Source organism: Pseudomonas frederiksbergensis (genome assembly GCF_017114915.1).
Classification (GTDB): domain Bacteria; phylum Pseudomonadota; class Gammaproteobacteria; order Pseudomonadales; family Pseudomonadaceae; genus Aquipseudomonas; species Aquipseudomonas frederiksbergensis_I.
The window spans coordinates 66,624-81,658 of the sequence record NZ_JAAUOE010000018.1; the positions used below are offsets into that span (position 1 = coordinate 66,624).

At 61.2% G+C, this 15,035-nt stretch carries 13 protein-coding genes and 1 other RNA gene; 6 read left to right on the plus strand and 8 right to left on the minus strand.

Annotation, left to right across the window (positions count from 1 at the left end; genetic code table 11):
* Nucleotides 1-116: 116 nt before the first annotated feature.
* Both HCU66_RS14925 and ffs read left to right on the plus strand, forming a co-directional pair.
* Nucleotides 117-1,280, plus strand: a complete 1,164-nt coding sequence (locus HCU66_RS14925) for a zinc-binding metallopeptidase family protein (RefSeq protein ID WP_205889201.1) — start codon at nucleotides 117-119, stop codon at nucleotides 1,278-1,280.
* Between the two features lie 277 nt (nucleotides 1,281-1,557).
* Nucleotides 1,558-1,654, plus strand: an RNA gene (gene ffs, locus HCU66_RS14930) — signal recognition particle sRNA small type.
* 183 nt (nucleotides 1,655-1,837) lie between these two features.
* On the opposite strand, the gene HCU66_RS14935 is transcribed toward ffs, so the two are convergent.
* A complete protein-coding gene (locus tag HCU66_RS14935; protein ID WP_205889202.1) occupies nucleotides 1,838-2,152 on the minus strand; it encodes a helix-turn-helix domain-containing protein in 315 nt (104 codons plus the stop codon).
* Nucleotides 2,153-2,562: 410 nt separating this feature from the next.
* Here HCU66_RS14935 and HCU66_RS14940 point away from each other — a divergent pair, with 410 nt between their 5' ends.
* Nucleotides 2,563-4,263 (plus strand): putative bifunctional diguanylate cyclase/phosphodiesterase, encoded by a 1,701-nt coding sequence (locus HCU66_RS14940; protein ID WP_205889203.1) that lies wholly within the window; start codon nucleotides 2,563-2,565, stop codon nucleotides 4,261-4,263.
* A gap of 30 nt (nucleotides 4,264-4,293) precedes the next feature.
* On the opposite strand, the gene HCU66_RS14945 is transcribed toward HCU66_RS14940, so the two are convergent.
* The gene (locus HCU66_RS14945) at nucleotides 4,294-5,037 is read right to left on the minus strand and encodes a substrate-binding periplasmic protein (RefSeq protein WP_205889204.1); all 744 of its coding nucleotides are present in this window, start codon (nucleotides 5,035-5,037) and stop codon (nucleotides 4,294-4,296) included.
* Between the two features lie 144 nt (nucleotides 5,038-5,181).
* On the opposite strand from HCU66_RS14945, the gene dnaX reads away from it, so the two are divergent.
* The 3 genes from dnaX to recR all read left to right on the plus strand — a co-directional run bounded on the left by dnaX (nucleotide 5,182) and on the right by recR (nucleotide 8,540).
* On the plus strand, nucleotides 5,182-7,257 hold the full coding sequence (dnaX, locus tag HCU66_RS14950; RefSeq protein WP_205889205.1) for a DNA polymerase III subunit gamma/tau: 2,076 nt from the start codon (nucleotides 5,182-5,184) through the stop codon (nucleotides 7,255-7,257).
* A 67-nt stretch (nucleotides 7,258-7,324) separates the two neighbouring features.
* Nucleotides 7,325-7,663, plus strand: coding sequence for a YbaB/EbfC family nucleoid-associated protein (locus tag HCU66_RS14955; protein ID WP_007933349.1), 339 nt, complete (start codon nucleotides 7,325-7,327; stop codon nucleotides 7,661-7,663).
* A gap of 274 nt (nucleotides 7,664-7,937) precedes the next feature.
* Nucleotides 7,938-8,540: a recombination mediator RecR gene (gene recR / locus HCU66_RS14960; RefSeq protein WP_205889206.1), complete on the plus strand. Its 603-nt coding sequence runs from the start codon at nucleotides 7,938-7,940 to the stop codon at nucleotides 8,538-8,540.
* A gap of 30 nt (nucleotides 8,541-8,570) precedes the next feature.
* Here the strand turns inward: recR and HCU66_RS14965 are convergent, their stop codons facing one another.
* The 6 genes from HCU66_RS14965 to HCU66_RS14990 form a co-directional block, all read right to left on the minus strand.
* On the minus strand, nucleotides 8,571-9,119 hold the full coding sequence (locus HCU66_RS14965; RefSeq protein ID WP_205889207.1) for an adenine phosphoribosyltransferase: 549 nt from the start codon (nucleotides 9,117-9,119) through the stop codon (nucleotides 8,571-8,573).
* Between the two features lie 79 nt (nucleotides 9,120-9,198).
* Nucleotides 9,199-9,933 (minus strand): fumarate/nitrate reduction transcriptional regulator Fnr, encoded by a 735-nt coding sequence (gene fnr / locus HCU66_RS14970; RefSeq protein WP_205889208.1) that lies wholly within the window; start codon nucleotides 9,931-9,933, stop codon nucleotides 9,199-9,201.
* Between the two features lie 85 nt (nucleotides 9,934-10,018).
* Nucleotides 10,019-11,401 carry an oxygen-independent coproporphyrinogen III oxidase gene (hemN, locus tag HCU66_RS14975; protein ID WP_205889209.1) on the minus strand — a complete coding sequence of 461 codons (1,383 nt, stop codon included), beginning with the start codon at nucleotides 11,399-11,401 and terminating at the stop codon, nucleotides 10,019-10,021.
* Between the two features lie 250 nt (nucleotides 11,402-11,651).
* Nucleotides 11,652-12,335 carry a sulfite exporter TauE/SafE family protein gene (locus HCU66_RS14980; RefSeq protein ID WP_205889210.1) on the minus strand — a complete coding sequence of 228 codons (684 nt, stop codon included), beginning with the start codon at nucleotides 12,333-12,335 and terminating at the stop codon, nucleotides 11,652-11,654.
* Entirely contained in the window at nucleotides 12,328-12,546 is a 219-nt protein-coding gene (ccoS, locus tag HCU66_RS14985; protein WP_205889211.1) for a cbb3-type cytochrome oxidase assembly protein CcoS, read from the minus strand. The genes HCU66_RS14980 and ccoS overlap by 8 nt, the downstream gene beginning before the upstream one ends.
* Before the next feature lie 22 nt (nucleotides 12,547-12,568).
* Entirely contained in the window at nucleotides 12,569-15,019 is a 2,451-nt protein-coding gene (locus tag HCU66_RS14990; protein ID WP_205889212.1) for a heavy metal translocating P-type ATPase, read from the minus strand.
* Nucleotides 15,020-15,035: the final 16 nt, after the last annotated feature.

Genomic DNA, 15,035 nt, shown 5'->3' on the forward strand with positions numbered 1-15,035 from the left:
TTGCTGGTTTTGGGGCCGCTACGCGACCCAACGGGGGCAAGCCCCCTCGCCACAATGTGGGAACGATCATGTCTGAGCAATGATCTAGTCTTGGCAGTCCCCAAAGAGAGATCGCCATGTACCACTTCTTCGAACAGCTCAGCTCACGTATCGCCGCGCCCTTCATGGGGGAGCGTTCGCGTAACAGCAAGGTCTGGCATTGTCGCTGCGGGCAGTCACTGTTCTTTCGCAACAGCCAGTGCCTGGCCTGTTCGGCGGCGCTGGGTTATCAGCCGCAGCAGAATCGCTTGTCGTCATTGCAGCCCGGCCCGCAAGCGGAGACCTGGGTGCTTGACGCCGATCCTGACGCCGGCGCATTCCGCCGCTGCACCCATCTCGATTCCCCGGCTGCGTGCAACTGGCTGCTGCCGGCCAATCATCACGATGCGCTGTGCGTCGCCTGTAGCCTGAATCGAACCATCCCCGATCTGTCGATCCCCGAAAACCATGAGCGCTGGCGCAAAGTGGAAACCGCCAAGCGTCGTCTGGTGGCGCAGTTGATCAGCCTGGGTTTACAGGTCATTCCCAAAACGGTGGACGAAGAGGCCGGCCTGGCCTTCGATTTCATCGGTACTGACCTCGAAGGCAAATCGCCAACCACCGGGCACGCCAACGGCCTGATCACCCTCGATATCAAAGAAGCCGACGATGCCCACCGTGAGCAGGTTCGCGTGCAGATGCACGAACCCTATCGCACGCTGCTCGGTCACTTTCGGCACGAGACAGGGCATTACTACTGGGACCGGCTGATCGCCAACAGTGCTTGGCTGGAGCCGTTCCGCGGCCTGTTCGGCGACGAGCGTGCCAGCTACGCCGAGGCCCTTGAGCGGCATTATCAGCAAGGCGCGCCGCTCGACTGGCAACAACATTACGTCAGCGCCTACGCCACCATGCATCCCTGGGAAGACTGGGCGGAAACCTGGGCTCACTACCTGCACATGATGGATGCAGTGGACACCGCCCTGGGTTTTGGCATGAGTGCGCGGGAAATGGATTTCGATTACCAGCCGTATGCGCCCGGCACGCTATTCGACCCGCAGCACCCCGGCGGTCCGGCGTTCCTGTCATTCGTCAATGCGTGGATCGAACTGGCCGGCATGCTCAATGAGTTGTCCCGCAGCATGGGCCAGCCGGATTTTTATCCGTTCGTGTTGCCGTCGGCGGTGATCGCCAAGTTGCACTTCATTCACCTGGTGATCCAGCAAGAGGGTGGCCGGGCGGATGAGGTGTTGGCGCAATAGGATCAAAAAAACGCAGCCTTGTAGCAGCTGCCAAAGGTTGCGTTCGGCTGCGCAGCAGTCGTAAACCCGGTGTTCGCGGTTTATCTGAAACCGGGTTGTCTGATTTCATGACTGCTTCGCAGCCGAACGCAGGCTGCTACAGGTCGCGATCTTTTCAAGGCCAGCGCATGTCCTTGAAGCGGCTCATATTTTTTAATCCATTCGAACGGTTGTAACTTCGTCTCAGATAGGTACAATGGCGCGGCTCGCCGTCAGGTGAGCATCGTTATGGTGACCCCATCGGTCCCCCCGCAACGATCAGCCGTGAACCCGGTCAGGCCTGGAAGGGAGCAGCCGCAGCGGTGACATTGTGTGCCGGGGTGTGGCTGGTGGGGTCGCCACCATAACGCAGCACGAATCCTCTATCGTGTATTTCTATCTACAAATACTGTCTTGTTTCTCTGCCATGGAGCTAATCCAGGGCGGTGTTTCGTCGTTTCCGAATTAACGGCGCGAATAAAGAAGGAGGCCGATCTGTCGCATTCGACAGGTCGGCCTCCTTTTTTCGTTTATTGGCATCAAGGCTTGGACAAGGCCTGGTCAACCGCTGCGATCAGCTTTCCCAGATCCTTCGGGGTGGCTTTGTGTATGACGCTGAACAGGTACGCCCGCTGTTCATCTTCGTCGCCCAGATCTGCGAAAAAGGCTTTCAGCTTCACACCCAGCACGTCGGCAAGCAGAAACAATGCTTCCACGCTGGGGGTATAGGTGCCGGTTTCGAAGCGGCTGATGGTTTTGGGGTCAAAACCGGTTTTTTCGCCGAGTTCAGCCTGAGTAAGCCCTGCGACCTTGCGGTGGCGTCGGATGGCTGGACCCAAACTTGAAATTTGCATCGCTCAATTCCCATTTAGAATCAAGAACTTAACGATAGTTTTTTGCATTAGGCAACCGCATGATCTATCACCTTGCTTTGCAAAATGTGATGCATTTCGTAGAATCTCCGCTTGGAAGGGGATTTTGATGATCTGCTTTCTGAAGTTTAGGCGATATGAAACAGCCAGTATTGCCTTCCTTTGCCGGGTATGCGAAGAGGCCGTTAGCGGCCTGAAATCCTTGCGAAATGTTTACCAGAGTCGGTGTTGCTACCTTGCCCGAGGCCTTTGAGCCTGGTTGGTCCGGGGAGGCCATAAAATGCTGTTCATGGAGTGATAACGTGTCTCTGCGCAGTACGTCTCAAAACATCTCTTCCGGGCATTCTGCGCTGGTCGAGCGGTACCTCCGCTAGCGACAGTGAGCCTCACTCATGGATGAGAAATACCGCAGGGCCGTGGATGCCGCCGCCATTTTTTCCGAGACCGACCTGAACGGGCGGATTACCTACGTCAACGATCAGTTCTGCGCCGTGTCCGGCTACAGTCGCGAGGAACTGCTGGGGCAGGATCATCGCCTGTTGAACTCCGGCCTGCACTCCGCCGATTTTTTTGCCGCCATGTGGCGCACCATTGCCCTGGGCGATATCTGGAAGGGCGAAATCTGTAATCGCGCCAAGGATGGCAGATTGTATTGGGTCGACAGCACCATGGTGCCGGTGCTCGACGATACCACCGGGCGCGTTGAACGATACCTGTCGATTCGTTTCGACATCAGCGAAAAACGCCAACTGCTGCAATCGCTGCAATGGCGGGTCGGGCATGACGTGCTGACCGGGCTGCCCAATCGTGCGTTCCTGTCGGATTTGCTGGATCAGGCGCTGGAGTTCTCCCGGCAGGAAAACATTCCGTTGGCAGTGTGCATGCTTGACCTCGACGGGTTCAAGGCGGTCAACGACGGCTACGGTCACGCCAGTGGTGATATGTTGCTGGTGGAAGTGGCCAAGCGTCTGCGCGACATCGTGCGCGGCGAAGACGTAGTGGCGCGGCTGGCCGGTGACGAGTTCGTGCTGGTGTTGCGTTATGTGCGGGATCTGCCGGAATTGCGCGCGGCGCTGAACCGCGTGTTGGGGGCGATCTCGGCGCCTTACACGCTGCACGGCAAGGATATCAAAGTGTTTGCCAGCATCGGCGTCACCCTGTTTCCCCATGACAACGAAGATGCCGAAACCCTGCTGCGTCATGCCGACCAGGCGATGTACGTGGCCAAACAGAGCGGACGAAACCGCTTTCATCTGTTCGATGTGTTCCGGGATAAGGAGGTCAAGGCCACTCACCAGACCGTCGAGCGGGTGCGTCAGGCGCTGGTCGCCGGTGAATTGCGCCTGCATTTTCAGCCCAAGGTGAACATGCGTCGTGGCGAAGTCGTTGGTTTCGAGGCGTTGTTGCGTTGGGAGCACCCGCAAAACGGCATGGTGCCACCTCGAGAGTTTTTGCCGCTGGTGGAGGAAACCGACCTTATCATCGATATCGGCGAATGGGTGATGGAGCAGGTTCTGTCGCAGTTGCACCGCTGGCAGCAAGCGGGGCAGGGCTGGCCGGTCAGTATCAATATCGCGGCGCGACATTTTCAGCGCGCCGATTTCGTCGACCGGCTCAGGCACGTGCTCGCTCGACATGCCCAGGTCTCGCCGCAGATGCTCGATCTGGAAATCGTCGAGTCGGTGGCCATCGAGAATATCCAGCATGTCAGTGCCTGTTTGCAGGCCTGTCAGGCATTGGGCGTGCAGTTTTCCCTGGGTGACTTTGGCACGGGTTACTCGTCTCTGAGTTACCTCAAGCGTCTGAAAACCCAGACCATCAAGATCGACAAGTCATTCGTGCGCGACATCCTGATTGATCGTGACGACCTGGCCTTGACCACGGCGGTGATTGGCCTGGCCCGGGCATTCGGTCGACAGGTGATCGCCGAGGGGCTGGAAAGCCTTGAGCACGGTGAGTTGCTGTTGCGGCTGGGGTGCGAAGTCGCTCAAGGCTATTTCATCGCTCGCCCCATGCCGTCCAATGAGGTGCCGAACTGGGTGGCGGGTTTTGTCGTCCCGTCGCAATGGCAGGCACTCGGCCAGACTGCCTGACTCGCTCCATGTAGCAGCTGCCGAAGGCTGCTACTGGTCCGGGTTGCCGGTATAGAGCCGGATGATGTCATTGATCTCCCCCGACGTTTTCATTTGCTGCAACGTGCGCAGAATGCGTTGCACGGGCACCTTGGGGTCGTTGCGCACGTAGCAGCCGATGGTTTGTTCGTGCACCAGCGCTACGCTTTGCAGTTGCTGGTCGGGCAGCAGGCGCTGGTTGAACCAGTCCAGGGTCCATTGATTGCTCACGGCGTATTGATAGCGTCCGGCCAGCAGTTTTTCCAGCACCTGTTCCTGATTGCGCGCGTCTTCACGCTGCAGCCGGTCGGCATCGAACAGCGGTTGCAGGGTCGGGTAGACATAGCCACGCACGGTACCGATCGCCTGTCGCGGCAGTTGTGTCGGGTTGACCGAAGTGGGTGAGTCTCGCCGGCCAATCAGCAAGTCGCGCTGGACCAGCAGCGGAACGCTCCAGATATAGTCCCCGGACAGGCTCGGCAACCAGGACGGTGAGACATGGCAGCGGATATCGACCTCGCCGTGGTCCATGGCGTTTTGCACCCGTGCCCGAGGCAGCACGTGAAATTCTGCTGGCACGCCGATCTGTGTCGCCAGGCTGACCATGAAGTCGTGCAGAATGCCCTGAGTCGGCCGGCCGCGCTCGATCTGCACCATCGGCATGGCCCAGCTGTCGGACACGACAAAGCGCAACGGCGCTTCGGCGGCCGCGACGCTCAGGCTGATTGATAGCAGTGCCCCCAAGGCAAAACGCATAAACACTCCGGTACGGCTCAAGCCCGAGCCGAAAAGCTCCTCTAATGTGCAGCTTAGCCAGAATAGACGAGCGCACCGGATGCAATTTTGGCCTTGCTCCGCTAGCATTAGCCGCTTCAGCTTCCTTCGTTGCGACGGTTTTCGATGAGTTATCAGGTTCTTGCACGTAAATGGCGTCCGCGCTCGTTCGGCGAAATGGTCGGCCAGACCCATGTGCTCAAGGCTCTGATCAATGCCTTGGACAGCCAGCGGCTGCACCACGCCTACCTGTTTACCGGCACCCGTGGGGTCGGCAAGACCACCATCGCGCGGATCATCGCCAAGTGCCTGAACTGTGAAACAGGTATCACGTCGACCCCCTGCGGCGAGTGTTCAGTGTGCCGCGAAATTGATGAGGGCCGCTTCGTCGACCTGATCGAGATCGACGCCGCAAGCCGGACCAAGGTCGAAGACACCCGCGAATTGCTCGATAACGTGCAGTACGCACCGAGTCGCGGGCGCTTCAAGGTCTACCTGATCGACGAAGTGCACATGCTCTCCAGCCATTCCTTCAATGCGCTGTTGAAAACCCTCGAAGAGCCGCCGCCCTACGTTAAGTTCATCCTGGCCACCACCGATCCGCAGAAACTTCCGGCAACGATTCTCTCGCGGTGCCTGCAGTTCTCCCTGAAGAACATGACCCCGGAGCGGGTGGTCGAGCATTTGTCCCACGTGCTGAGCATCGAGAACGTGCCGTTCGAAGACGACGCGCTGTGGCTGCTGGGGCGCGCCGCCGACGGTTCGATGCGCGATGCCATGAGCCTGACCGACCAGGCCATCGCCTTCGGTGAAGGCAAGGTCCTGGCCGCCGACGTGCGGGCGATGCTCGGTACCCTCGATCATGGCCAGGTCTACGATATCTTGCATGCGCTGATCGAAGGCGACGCCAAGGCGTTGCTCGAAGCGGTTCGTCATCTGGCCGAGCAAGGCCCGGACTGGAACGGCGTGCTCTCGGAAATTCTCAACGTGCTGCACCGTGTCGCCATCGCCCAGGCTCTGCCTGAAGGCGTCGACAACGGCCAGGGCGACCGTGATCGGGTGCTGGCACTGGCCCAGGCACTGCCGGCCGAAGACGTGCAGTTTTATTATCAGATGGGCCTGATCGGTCGCCGGGATTTGCCGCTGGCACCGGACCCGCGCGGCGGCTTCGAAATGGTCCTGCTGCGAATGCTCGCGTTCCGACCGGCAGACACCGAGGACGCTCCGAGGCAACCGCTAAAGCCAGTGGGGATCAGCCAGGCCACGGTTGATTCCGCAAACTCAGTGGCTGCCGCGCCGGTTATTGCACCGGCTCCAGTGGCGGCCGTTGCACCGGCTCCAGTGGCGCCTGTGGTTGCATCGGCCCCTGTCCCGGCCGCTGAGCCTGAGCCGGTCACGCCGGTGGTCGTGCCTGAGCCCGAGCCCGTAGCGATCGAGGAAGTCGTCGATCTGCCCTGGAACGACCCGATAGAGTCCCAAGTGGTCCAGCAGCCCGCCGTCGAGCCAGTGCTGGAGACGGCCGGCGAACAACCCGAATTGCCGCCGATGCCCATGCCGACGCCGGACAGCGTGGTGCCGGACGCTCCTGAATGGACCGCTGCGCCGATCCCGGAACCGTCCGTGGCCCAAGTCGATGCCGCCACCCCAGGCATGGACCCGGACGACGAACCGCCGCTGGACGAGGACTACATCGAGCCGGACATGGATTCGGCCTACAGCTACCTCGACGATCTGGCCAGCGAGCACACCGCCGAACCTGCGCCGGAGCCCGAGCCTGAACCGGCCGCGATGCCGGCCACCGGCCTGGCCCTGCAATGGCTGGAGCTGTTTCCGAAACTGCCGGTGTCCGGCATGACCGGCAGCATCGCCGCCAACTGCACGCTGATCGCCGTCGATGGCGACAACTGGCTGTTGCACCTGGACCCGGCCCACAGCGCCTTGTTCAACGCGACGCAACAACGTCGCCTCAACGATGCGCTGAACCAGCATTACGGGCGTACGCTGACCCTGAGCATCGAGTTGATCAAGCCCGAGCAGGAAACCCCGGCCCAGGCTGCGTCCCGGCGCCGGGCCGACCGTCAGCGCGAGGCCGAGGAGTCGATCCACGGCGATCCGTTCATCCAACAAATGATGCAGCAGTTCGGGGCGGTGGTCCGTCACGATACTATTGAACCTGTCGAAGCCCTGGTCAGTCAGGGCTAATAACTGAGGGCGCTTGGCCGTATTCGCCGGGCGCTGTTTTGATCCAAGTACTTTTGAGGTGATTCCCATGATGAAAGGTGGCATGGCCGGCCTGATGAAGCAGGCGCAGCAGATGCAGGAAAAAATGGCCAAGATGCAGGAAGAACTGGCCAACGCCGAAGTCACCGGTAAAGCCGGTGGCGATATGGTCACTGTGGTGATGACCGGTCGTCATGACGTCAAGCGCGTGACCATCGACCCAAGCCTGGTCGAAGGCCTGAGCGAAGACGACAAAGAGATGCTGGAGGCTGTATTCGCCGCCGCCGTCAACGATGCTGTACGCAAGATCGAAGCCAACAGCCAGGACAAAATGGGCAGCATGACCGCTGGCATGCAACTGCCGCCGGGTATGAAACTGCCATTCTGATTCGCCCGCGCGCGTTGGATGGATTACAAAAAAATGCCAGGCATCGCGCCTGGCATTTTTGTTTCTGTCTGCGGTTTACCCTGTGGCGAGGGGGCTTGCCCCCGTTCGGCTGCGCAGCAGTCGTAAATCAGTCAATACAGCTTTCGATGCTGGGCCCGCTTCGCGAGCCAACGGGGGCAAGCCCCCTCGCCACAGGGTAATTGATGCTGCTATTTGACGCTAAACAGAGGCGCGGGTATAAACCGCGTCTCGTTGTTATGTCGGACTTTTCCCCATGAGCTTCAGCCCTTTGATTCGCCAATTGATCGATGCCCTGCGAATTCTGCCGGGTGTGGGTCAGAAAACTGCCCAGCGCATGGCGTTGCAACTGCTTGAGCGTGATCGCAGCGGCGGCTCGCGACTGGCCCAGGCGCTGAGCCAGGCCATGGAAGGGGTGGGTCACTGTCGCTTGTGCCGCACGTTGACCGAAGACGATCTGTGCCCGCAATGCGCCGATCCGCGCCGTGACGACACCTTGCTGTGTGTGGTGGAAGGTCCGATGGATGTTTACGCGGTGGAGCAGACCGGTTTTCGCGGTCGCTACTTCGTGCTCAAGGGGCACTTGTCGCCCCTGGACGGGTTGGGGCCGGAAGCCATCGGCATTCCGCAACTGATGGCGCGGATCGAAGAGGCGGGCACGTTTACCGAAGTCATCCTCGCCACCAACCCGACGGTGGAAGGCGAGGCCACGGCGCATTACATCGCCCAGTTGCTCAGCAACAAAGGCCTGATCGCTTCGCGTATCGCCCACGGCGTGCCGTTGGGTGGCGAGCTGGAACTGGTGGACGGCGGGACATTGGCGCATTCGTTTGCCGGGCGTAAGCCTATTACTTTGTAGCGTCCGAACGGGCCCCTTCGCGGATGCCGCTTACTGATCGCTCAACGCAAACTGCGTCAGGCAAAACGTCGGAATCCCCATATCTTCCAGCCGCTGCGAACCACCCAGCTCCGGTAAGTCAATGATCGCCGCTGCTTCATGCACTCGCGCACCCATGCGCCGAATCAGGTTCGCCGCCGCGATCAGCGTGCCGCCGGTGGCGATCAGGTCATCGAACATCACCACCGAATCACCCTCGCACAGGCTGTCGGCATGGACTTCGAGGAAGGCTTCGCCGTATTCGGTCTGATACCCCTCGGCCAGCACGTCGGCCGGCAGTTTGCCCTGCTTGCGAAACAGCACCAGCGGTTTGTTCAATTGATAGGCCAGGATCGAGCCGATCAGAAAGCCACGGGCGTCCATGGCGCCGATGTGGGTGAAGTCGGCCTCGACGTAACGATGGGCAAAGCTGTCCATCACCAGGCGCAGGGCCGTGGGCGACTGGAACAGCGGAGTGATATCGCGAAAGATCACGCCCGGCTTGGGGAAGTCGATCACGGGGCGGATCAGGGATTTGATGTCGAAGGAGTCGAAGACCATCGTCGAAGTGTCCTGGCGGGTTGCAAACGTCGCAGTATAACGGCGGCTGAACCGTTTCGCTCAGCCGCCGTTGCCAGAATCAGCCCTCGATCGAACCGCCAGCCAGGGCGCAGAGCTGGATCGGGTCGAGGATTCGCACTTCCTTGCCCTCGGCGGCGATCAGTTCGTTTTGCTGGAAGCGGGTGAACACCCGGGACACGGTTTCTACCGCCAGGCCCAGGTAATTGCCGATTTCGTTGCGCGACATGCTTAACCGGAACTGGTTGGCCGAAAAGCCCCGGGCGCGGAAGCGGGCCGACAGGTTGACCAGGAAGGTCGCGATGCGCTCGTCGGCGGTTTTCTTCGACAGTAGCAACATCATTTGCTGATCGTCGCGAATCTCGCGGCTCATCACCCGCATCAACTGACGGCGCAGTTGGGGCAGTTGCAAGGCGAGTTCGTCGAGGCGTTCGAACGGGATTTCGCACACCGAGGTGGTTTCCAGGGCTTGTGCCGAGACCGGGTGCTTTTCGGTGTCCATGCCTGACAGACCGACCAGTTCACTTGGCAAATGGAAGCCGGTGAGCTGTTCTTCGCCGCCATCGCTCAGGCTGAAGGTCTTCAGGGCGCCGGAGCGTACTGCATAAACGGAATCGAACGTGTCGCCCTGGCGAAACAGGAACTCGCCTTTTTTCAGCGGGCGACCACGTTTGACTATTTCGTCCAGCGCATCCATGTCTTCCAGATTCAGAGAAAGTGGCAGGCAAAGAGGGGCCAGGCTGCAATCCTTGCAATGGGCCTGGTTATGAGCGCGCAGTTTTACTGGCTCGGACATTTCTTTAATCCTTGTGGGAAAACACACATAAGCCGTAAGGGTAACCCACGGAAGGACATTCGGGCCAGCCTGCGACGATTTAGCCCTAGATCACTCGTGAAAATCGTTGGCGATTGCTGTGTTCCAGGTACGCATCGAACACCATGCACACCGAACGCACCAGCAATCGGCCTGCCGGGAGTACGGTGATCCGCTCATTATCCAGTTCGATCAGCCCGTCCTTGGCCATGTCCTGCAGCTGTGGCCAGAGTTCGCCGAAGTAACCCCGGAAATCGATATTGAAGGCCTGCTCGATGTCCGCGAATTCCAGGCTGAAATGGCAGATCAGTTGCTGAATCACCGCCCTGCGCAACCGATCGTCGGCGTTGCACAGCAGGCCGCGGTTGGTGGCCAGTTGAGCGGACGCCAACGTGTTCTGATACTGGTTCAGGTCGCTACTGTTCTGACAATACAAGTCGCCGATCTGGCTGATGGCCGAGACCCCCAAACCGATCAGATCGCAATGACCGTGGGTGGTGTAGCCCTGGAAGTTGCGTTGTAGGGTCGATTCTTCCTGGGCAATCGCCAATTCATCGTCGGGCAGGGCGAAGTGGTCCATACCAATGTAGCGGTAACCGGCGGCCGTCAGCTGTTCGATGGTGCGCTGGAACATTTCCAGCTTCTGCGCCGGCGCCGGCAGATCGTTGGCGTTGATTCGCCGTTGCGGCATGAAGCGTTCCGGCAGATGGGCGTAGTTGAACACCGAAAGCCGGTCCGGTTGCAGGTTGATGACTTCGTCGACGGTGCGGGCGAAGTTCTCGGGCGTCTGCTTGGGCAGGCCGTAGATCAGATCAATGTTGATCGAGCGATATTGCAGCGTCCGGGCGGCGTCGATCACCGCTCGGGTTTCTTCCAGGCTTTGCAAGCGATTGACCGCCCGTTGCACCACCGGGTCGAGGTCTTGCAGGCCGATACTGACCCGGTTGAAGCCCAGTTCCCGAAGCAGGCCCATGGTCGACCAGTCGGCCTCGCGAGGATCGATTTCGATGCCGTAGTCGCCGGTATCGTCGTCCAGCAGGTTGAAATGCTTGCGCAGGCAAGTCATCAATTGCCGCAGTTCATCGTGGCTGAGAAAAGTCGGTGTGCCACCACCGAAATGCAGTTGCTCGACTTTTTGCGTCGGGTCGAGGTGGCAGGCAATCAGCTGGATTTCCTGTTCCAGGCGCTGCAAATAGGGCAGGGCGCGGCCACGGTCCTTGGTGATGACCTTGTTGCAGGCGCAGTAGTAGCAAATGTTCGCGCAGAACGGCACATGCACATACAGCGACAGCGGCCGCAGGGCCTTGCGGCTATCGCGCAGGGCGTGAAACAGGTCGAAGGTGCCGACCTGGCTGTCGAATTGCACAGCGGTCGGGTACGAGGTGTAGCGCGGTCCCGCCAGGTCGTAACGGCGGATCAGATCTGTGTCCCAACGAATGGCGTCGAGCATGCGGGCATTCCCCCGGATAGGCTGGCAGTGTGGGCGAGTCTAGGGGCTGCGGCGTTGGGGCATCTTGATTTGCATCAAGAGTGGTCGGATGTGCACCGCACTTTTGTAGCAGCTGCCGAAGGCTGCGTTCGAGGACGAAGTCCTCGCAAGAGCGGATACCCGGTATACCTGAAAAATTGAGGTGAATGGTTTACGACGGCTTCGCCGCCGAACGCAGCCTTCGGCAGCTGCTACAAGGGGGGGCGTTGATCTAATGCCCCATGAGCCAATGCTGATGCGGTCCCGGCAAGGTCCAGATGCCGAACAGCATCACCAGCAAACCGCCGGTCATGCGCACGCTGCGTTTGCGCAATAAGGCCGTGACCCGTTCGGCGGCCAGTCCCGTGGCGAGCAGCACCGGCCAGGTGCCCAGCCCGAAAGCCAGCATCAGCAATGCACTGTCCAGCGCATTACCCTGGCTCGCCGACCACAGCAATGTGCTGTAAACCAGCCCGCATGGCAGCCAGCCCCACAGCGCGCCGAGCAGCAGGGCGCGGGGCAGGTTCGATACCGGCAACAGTGTGTTGGCTACCGGCTGGATATGCCGCCACAGGCCCCGGCCGAGGCTTTCGATGCGGGTCAGGCCGCTCCACCAGCCGGCCAGGTACAAGCCCATGGCAATCAGCAGCAGCCCGGCGAGGATGCGCATGAACATTGCCGCCGGGCTATTGGCCACGGCCCAACCGGCCAGGCCGATCAGTAGGCCGGCAGCGGCGTAGCTGAGAATTCGCCCCAGGTTGTAGGCCAGCAACAATCGAAAGCGTCGGCTGCGTTGTTCCTGGGGAATTGCCAGGGTCAATGCGCCCATCAAACCGCCGCACATGCCCAGGCAATGCCCGCCGCCGAGCAGGCCGAGAATCACTGCGGACACTAGCAGTGGCGCCAACTCAAGCATGGGGCGGCGCCTTGTCGTCCGGTTTGGCCGGGTGGCTGCTGGCCTCGTCGACCGCTGCCTTGTGGCTCGGGTCCTGGTCGTCGAACAGGATGCTGTGGGCCGGGCCGTCGAGGTCGTCATACTGACCGCTGTCGACCGCCCAGAAGAAGATGTAGATAGCGATGGCCACGATCAGCAGCGCGGCCGGGATCATCACGTAGAGAGCTGGCATCTGGACTCCATGCCCGCGCGGCTCAGGCCGGCAGCGGGCGGGTTTCTGGCGTGGCGCTGGTGGATGGCGCGCTCGGCAGGCGAGTCAGGCGCAGGGCATTCAACACCACGGTCAACGAACTGATGGACATGCCGACCGCGGCCCATACCGGCGTGATCCAGCCGAGGGCGGCGAACGGCAACATGAGGCCATTGTACAGTGCTGCCCACAGCAAGTTCTCGATGATGACCCGACGGGTGCGCCGGGCCAGACTGAAGGCTTGCACCAGCGCGTCGAGGCGGTTCGACAGTAATACTGCGTCGGCGCTGGTCTTCGCCAGATCGGTGGCCGAACCCATCGCCACGCTGATGTCGGCGGCGGCCAGCACCGGCACGTCATTGACCCCGTCACCGAGCATCAACACCTTGCGACCTTCCTGGTGCAGCTGTTGCAGCACCTGCAATTTATCATCCGGACGCAAACCGCCACGGGCCTCGTCGATGCCCAATTCGGCAGCGACGCTGGCGACCATTGGCGAGCTGTCGCCGGACAGCAACAGCGTGCGCCAGCCCCGGGCCTTGCATGCCGCCAGCAGGGCGGGTGCGTCGGCGCGCAAGCGGTCGTCGAGGACGAACCATGCCAGCGGTCCCTGGCTGTCGCCGAGCAGCAGCCATTGACCGGGTTCATCGGGCATCAGCGGCACCTGGGTGCCACTGAGCTCGCAGACAAAACCCGGTTGGCCAATGCGCAGGCGTTGCGCGCCGACCAACCCTTCAAGCCCCAGGCCCGGCGTGCTGTGGACTTCTTCGGCGGCCAGCGGCGCACGGCCAAAAGCCCGGGCGATCGGGTGTTCGGAGCGGTTTTCCAGGGCGGCGGCGAGGCTCAGGCATTGATCGCTGGTGAGAGCCCCGAGAGGTCGGATCGAGCGCAACGCCAGGCGACCTTCGGTGAGGGTACCGGTCTTGTCGAAAATCACCGTGTCGATCTGATTAAGGCCTTCCAGTACATGGCCGCGCGTCAACAAAAGACCCAACTTATGCAGTGTGCCGGTAGCCGCAGTAAGGGCGGTTGGCGTGGCCAGGGACAAGGCGCAGGGGCACGTCGCAACCAGCATCGCCAGGACAATCCAGAACGCTCGCGACGAATCCAGTTCCCACCACAGCAGGCCGATGGCGGCCACTGCGATAAGCGACAACAGCAAAAACCATTGCGCGGCGCGGTCGGCGATTTCCGCCAGTCGCGGTTTCTCCGCCTGGGCGCGATCCAGCAGACGGACGATGGCCGACAGGCGCGTGTCCTGACCCAGCGCCAGGACTTCCACGGTCAGTGCACCTTCGACGTTCAAGGTGCCGGCGGTGACGGCATCGCCCGGGGTGCGTGGTTGGGGCAGGTATTCGCCGGTGAGCAGGGATTCGTCGATGCTCGACTGGCCGTCGAGGATCTTGCCATCGGCCGGCAGGATCGCGCCGGGATGCACCAGCACCTGATCGCCCACGCGCAACTCGCTGAGCAGGATCCGCTCGCTCTGGCCGTCGGCACTCAACCGCAGGCAGGAGGCGGGCAACAGATTGACCAGTTGCGCGGTCGCGGCGGCGGTGCGTTCCCGGGCGCGACGTTCCAGATAACGCCCGGCCAGCAGGAACAGCGCGAACATCCCCACCGCATCGAAATACAGTTCGCCGACTCCGGTGATCGAAGTCCAGATCCCGGCGAAATATGCACTGCCGATCGCCAGCGACACCGAGACGTCCATGGTCAGGTGGCGGGTGCGCAGGTCGCGCATCGCCCCTTTGAAGAACGGCGCGCAGCTGTAGAACACGATCGGCGTGGTCAGAAACAGCGCGACCCAGCGCAGGATGGTGTGCAGCTCGGGGCTGAGGTCGATGTTGAATTCCGGCCAGGTGGCCATGGTCGCCATCATCGCCTGGAACCACAGCAACCCGGCAACGCCGAGTTGGCGCAGGGCCAGGCGGTTTTCGCTGGCCAGTTGTTCGCTGGCGCGGTCGGCCTGGTACGGGTGGGCGGCGTAACCGATGTGGCGCAGTTCGCTGAGTACCTGGCTCAACGGCAATTGTGCGTCGGCCCAGCGCACGTGCAGGCGATGGTTGGACAGGTTCAGGCGTGCTTCGGCCACTGCCGGCAGGCTGCGAAGATGCTTTTCGATCAGCCAGCCGCAGGCGGCGCAACTGATGCCTTCCATCAATAGGGTGGTTTCGGCGAGTTCGCCTTCGTGGCGGACAAAGGGTTGCTGGACATCGGCGCGATCATAGAGCGCCAGCTCGTCCACCAGTTGCATCGGCAAGGTTTCGGGGTTGGCCGAGGCTTCGCTGCGATGCTGGTAATAACTTTCCAGCCCACCGGCCACGATGGCCTCGGCCACCGCCTGGCAACCCGGGCAGCAGAACTCGCGGGTATCCCCGAGGACGGCGGCGGTGAAGCGGCTGCCGGCCGGGACGGGCAGGGCGCAGTGGTAGCAGGGGGGGGGGGTGCTCATGAGGTTTTCACTAGTG

Excerpts from the sequence above, each read along its gene's own strand:
- HCU66_RS14925 (WP_205889201.1), top strand. The coding sequence starts at position 117 with ATGTACCACTTCTTCGAACAGCTCAGCTCACGTATCGCCGCGCCCTTC.
- HCU66_RS14935 (WP_205889202.1), bottom strand. The coding sequence starts at position 2,152 with ATGCAAATTTCAAGTTTGGGTCCAGCCATCCGACGCCACCGCAAGGTC.
- HCU66_RS14940 (WP_205889203.1), top strand. The coding sequence starts at position 2,563 with ATGGATGAGAAATACCGCAGGGCCGTGGATGCCGCCGCCATTTTTTCC.
- HCU66_RS14945 (WP_205889204.1), bottom strand. The coding sequence starts at position 5,037 with ATGCGTTTTGCCTTGGGGGCACTGCTATCAATCAGCCTGAGCGTCGCG.
- dnaX (WP_205889205.1), top strand. The coding sequence starts at position 5,182 with ATGAGTTATCAGGTTCTTGCACGTAAATGGCGTCCGCGCTCGTTCGGC.
- HCU66_RS14955 (WP_007933349.1), top strand. The coding sequence starts at position 7,325 with ATGATGAAAGGTGGCATGGCCGGCCTGATGAAGCAGGCGCAGCAGATG.
- recR (WP_205889206.1), top strand. The coding sequence starts at position 7,938 with ATGAGCTTCAGCCCTTTGATTCGCCAATTGATCGATGCCCTGCGAATT.
- HCU66_RS14965 (WP_205889207.1), bottom strand. The coding sequence starts at position 9,119 with ATGGTCTTCGACTCCTTCGACATCAAATCCCTGATCCGCCCCGTGATC.
- fnr (WP_205889208.1), bottom strand. The coding sequence starts at position 9,933 with ATGTCCGAGCCAGTAAAACTGCGCGCTCATAACCAGGCCCATTGCAAG.
- hemN (WP_205889209.1), bottom strand. The coding sequence starts at position 11,401 with ATGCTCGACGCCATTCGTTGGGACACAGATCTGATCCGCCGTTACGAC.
- HCU66_RS14980 (WP_205889210.1), bottom strand. The coding sequence starts at position 12,335 with ATGCTTGAGTTGGCGCCACTGCTAGTGTCCGCAGTGATTCTCGGCCTG.
- ccoS (WP_205889211.1), bottom strand. The coding sequence starts at position 12,546 with ATGCCAGCTCTCTACGTGATGATCCCGGCCGCGCTGCTGATCGTGGCC.
- HCU66_RS14990 (WP_205889212.1), bottom strand. The coding sequence starts at position 15,019 with ATGAGCACCCCCCCCCCCTGCTACCACTGCGCCCTGCCCGTCCCGGCC.